Genomic DNA, 3,384 nt, shown 5'->3' on the forward strand with positions numbered 1-3,384 from the left:
GTGGTCATCGGTTCTCCCCCTCGCGGCGGGCCAGCAGGCGGATGCCGTACCAGGCGAGCGCCGCGTCCCCCAGGATCAGGAGCAGGCAGATCAGGTCGCCGATCATGTGCGTTTCTCCAGGTCAGAGGTGGTGCACACCCGGGGCGTTGAGGGGTGTGCACCACCGGAGGGAGGTCAGGAGGAGCGCCACCAGGAGCGGGGCGCCGGCGCGGTGTGCCAGGCGGTGGTGCTCTGGCTGGTGCGGTGGGCGTCGATCTGGCGCTGGCCCTCGCGGTCCGCGCGACGGACGGCGGCGGCCCGGCGCTGCTGGCCGGACTGCGGCTGCTGACTACGGCGGAAGAGCTGCATCGGACTCCCCCTTCAGCGCTCGACGACCGGCTTGGCCAGGTCGCGGTGGGCGAGTCGGACGGCGGTCCCGGTCTTGCCGAGGCGCTTGGTCAGGGCCATGGCGACGGTGGCGGCCCGGTGCCGGCCACCCGCGCAGCCGACCGCGATGGTCAGCGGTGCCTCGGCGGGCCCGGCGTCGTAGGCGTCGGCCAGCAGGGCGGTGGCGGTGATCAGCTCCCGGATGCCCGGGGTGGCGAGCACCGCCCGGCGCACCGGCAGGTCATCGGCGGTCATGTGGCGCAGGGCCGGGTCGACGTGCGGGTCGCGGAAGTGCGCACGGAGGTCGAGCACGAGCTGGGCGAACGCGGGCGGGGCGCCGTGGAGGTAGCCGAAGCTGACCACCCGGATTTCGATCAGGGCCATGACAGGGATCTCCTTGCTGAGGTTCAGCGGAGCAGGTCAGGGGGTGGGGTCAGGCCGCGAGGGGCATGCCGTCAGCGCAGGGCGGGCAGGTGCCCAGATGCGCGGGCGACACGTAGCCGACATCGCGCCCGCACTGCGGGCAGGTGCGGCGGGCGGCGCTCGCGGCGGCCAGCGCCCGGCGTCGCCCCTCGGTCATGGGGCGGACAGGCGCGGCGAGGGTGACGCGGTAGAGATAGGCGACCCGCACACCCGACGTCGAGCGGCGGGAACGCCACATGATCTGCGCGGCGACGTCCTGCCCGCCGGGCCGCAGGCCGCGGGCGCGAAGCTGTCGGCGGGTGGGCAGGCCGTCCAAGGCCATCCTTCACGGGTGGGTGGGGATGCCCTCGAACCGGCGGCCCTCCGGGGCCCAGAGCCGGGGCCCGGCCACGGCTACTCGTCCTCGTCGTCCGGGTCGGGCCGGTCGAAGTAGACGACCAGGGTGACGGGCACCCCGGCGCGGACGGTGCGGGTGATGAGCCAGGCGGTCAGGTCGCAGTGGTCGCTGCGGACGGCGGTGAGGTCGATCCCCAGGGCCGTGCGCCACTGCTCGAAGCCGGCCGGGTCGTCCTCCAGCGTCAGTTCCACGCCCCACTGCGAGGGACGGTCGTCGCCGCCGGGGACGACGATGTGCAGCGTCACGTGGGGCCCGGGCAGGGTGGCGTTGGCGCTGAGGATCGACAGCAGGGCCCCGGCGGCGGTGAGCTGGGGGACCCCGATGGTGGGCGCGGTGATGGTCACTGTGCGTTCTCCTCGTCGGAGTGGTCGCGCTCGGCCTCGACGGCGGCGCGCAGGCGGACGGCGGTCTCGTTGCGGCAGCCGAGCAGCGAGCGGACCTTGCGGGTCGACAGCTCCTCGCCGGCGGCGGCGAGGTCGGCGGCCAGGACCCGGATCCGGGCGAGGTCGACCGGGTCCAGGGGCCGTTCCCCGGCCGGGGCGGAAGCGTTCCCGCCGCCGTCGGTCGAGGACCCGTCGCCGGGCTCTTCGGGCTTCGGTACGGGTACGCCCGACCCGTTTCCGTAAAGGGCGGTGGGCGCTTCCGTCGTGATCGGGGAAGCGTTCCGCAGAGCGTCGGGAACGGTGTCGAGGTAGACGCCGTCGGACGGTCCGGAGGGCAGCGGGAGGGTGAGGGCGGGGAACGGGTCGTCGGGCATGCCCGGCCACAGGTCGGCCGGCGCCGGAAGCGCGCTCAGCTCCGCCACTCGGGCCCTCGCGTTCAGCCGCTGGGCGAGCAGCTCGGCGGTCAGACCGGGGACGGTGACGCCGTGGACGTACTCCCACGCGACGCGCCACGCTTCGTCGGGCGACAACGCTCCGTAGGCGGCGGCGGAAAGCAGGCGGTCCGCGACGGCCCGCACCTTCGGGTGGTGATCGGCACGGCGGCGGGCGTGTTCGGCGCGCTCCTTCGCCTGCTTCTTCTCGGCGGTGGTCGGGCCGCGGCCGCCGTGGGTCTGGAGGTCGGTCAGCCAGACGGCGCCGATGCTGGACAAGGCCAGCACGAACGCCACCCAGTGGTGGTGCGGGTACTGCGTCCAGCCGTGGGCGAAGTTGATGCTCCCGGCGACCAGCCCGGCCGCCCAGGCGCCGAGGCGGTAGGTGTGGGTGGAACGCTCGCCCTCGGCCTGGGCGCCCATGGCGACCAGCGCCCACGCGCCGCCCTCCAGCATCGCGGCCAGCAGCACCGCGAGCAGCACCGCGACCTTGGCGTGGTCGAGCGCGGCGACCTGCGAGACCACCGCCGGCACGATCGAGCATGCCTGCACCAGCCGCACGAACGCCCGCGCCGGATTCGCCGCCACCCAGCCGGTCACCCGGCCGAAGCGCGCGGCCCGCGCCGCACGGCGTCGCCCCCGGGCCTGCTCGGCATCGCGCTGGTCGGCCTCGCGACGCTGGCGGGCCGCCTCGGCGTCCAGCCGCTTCTGCTCGCGCTCCTCCCGCAGGTCCGCACGGGCGTCAGCCCGCTCGGCCCGACGGTCCTCGCGCCGCTCGGCGCGGAACTCGCCAAGCCCGCTCACGCCGCCACCCGCTCGACGCTCGCGGTGCGGCGGATCACGGCCGGACGCCGCAGCGGCACCGGCGCCACGCGCAGCAGCCGCTCGGCGTAAGCGGCCAGCACCGGGTCCTCCCGGCGCAGGTCCGCCAGGATGTCGTCCGCCGCGTCCATCCGGGCATCGCACTCGACCGCGCTCTCACCGGGCACCCCGGTGAACAGCCGGGTGAACTCCGAGTCGCCGACGAAACCGAGCGCCAGCTCGGCGAACTCGGCCTCGTCCATGGCCATCTGGCCTGCAACAATGTCCTTCACGGGTCGTGCTTCCTTTCAGCGGGACGGCCCTGAGCGGCCCCGGTGTTCCAGCACCGGGGCCGCAGCCGTGTTAGGGATCGGCGCTCGACGAGCAACCGCGCGGACCCGACGTACCGCCGCCGAAGCGGTGCACGCCGGGAACCGTGATCGCTGGTCGACGCCTCACCGGCCGGCAGGCAGGTGAGGCCACCTATGGAATTCGCGGGTGATCACGTCCCCCAGTGGTCGACGTCCTCGGTGGTGAAGACGGCGGCGACCACGTACGGGCTCCACGGGTGCGGGATCAGCAG

The 3,384-nt window shown here is 74.5% G+C and carries 6 protein-coding genes; all 6 read right to left on the reverse strand.

The window, feature by feature from the left end:
- Positions 1 to 174: 174 nt before the first annotated feature.
- The 6 genes from ACIQOV_RS33650 to ACIQOV_RS33675 all read right to left on the reverse strand — a co-directional run bounded on the left by ACIQOV_RS33650 (position 175) and on the right by ACIQOV_RS33675 (position 3,094).
- Positions 175 to 348, reverse strand: a complete 174-nt coding sequence (locus ACIQOV_RS33650; protein ID WP_401054564.1) for a hypothetical protein — start codon at positions 346 to 348, stop codon at positions 175 to 177.
- A gap of 12 nt (positions 349 to 360) precedes the next feature.
- Positions 361 to 750: an ATPase gene (locus ACIQOV_RS33655; RefSeq protein ID WP_401054565.1), complete on the reverse strand. Its 390-nt coding sequence runs from the start codon at positions 748 to 750 to the stop codon at positions 361 to 363.
- Between the two features lie 49 nt (positions 751 to 799).
- Complete coding sequence (locus tag ACIQOV_RS33660; protein ID WP_401054567.1) at positions 800 to 1,111, reverse strand: RRQRL motif-containing zinc-binding protein; 312 nt, start codon at positions 1,109 to 1,111, stop codon at positions 800 to 802.
- Between the two features lie 71 nt (positions 1,112 to 1,182).
- Positions 1,183 to 1,530 carry a hypothetical protein gene (locus ACIQOV_RS33665; protein ID WP_401054568.1) on the reverse strand — a complete coding sequence of 116 codons (348 nt, stop codon included), beginning with the start codon at positions 1,528 to 1,530 and terminating at the stop codon, positions 1,183 to 1,185.
- Positions 1,527 to 2,804, reverse strand: coding sequence for a hypothetical protein (locus ACIQOV_RS33670; protein WP_401054569.1), 1,278 nt, complete (start codon positions 2,802 to 2,804; stop codon positions 1,527 to 1,529). Before ACIQOV_RS33670 ends, ACIQOV_RS33665 begins: the two co-directional genes overlap by 4 nt.
- On the reverse strand, positions 2,801 to 3,094 hold the full coding sequence (locus ACIQOV_RS33675; RefSeq protein WP_401054570.1) for a hypothetical protein: 294 nt from the start codon (positions 3,092 to 3,094) through the stop codon (positions 2,801 to 2,803). Before ACIQOV_RS33675 ends, ACIQOV_RS33670 begins: the two co-directional genes overlap by 4 nt.
- Positions 3,095 to 3,384: the final 290 nt, after the last annotated feature.

The organism is Kitasatospora sp. NPDC091257, from assembly GCF_044757675.1.
GTDB lineage: Bacteria > Actinomycetota > Actinomycetes > Streptomycetales > Streptomycetaceae > Kitasatospora > Kitasatospora lactacystinica.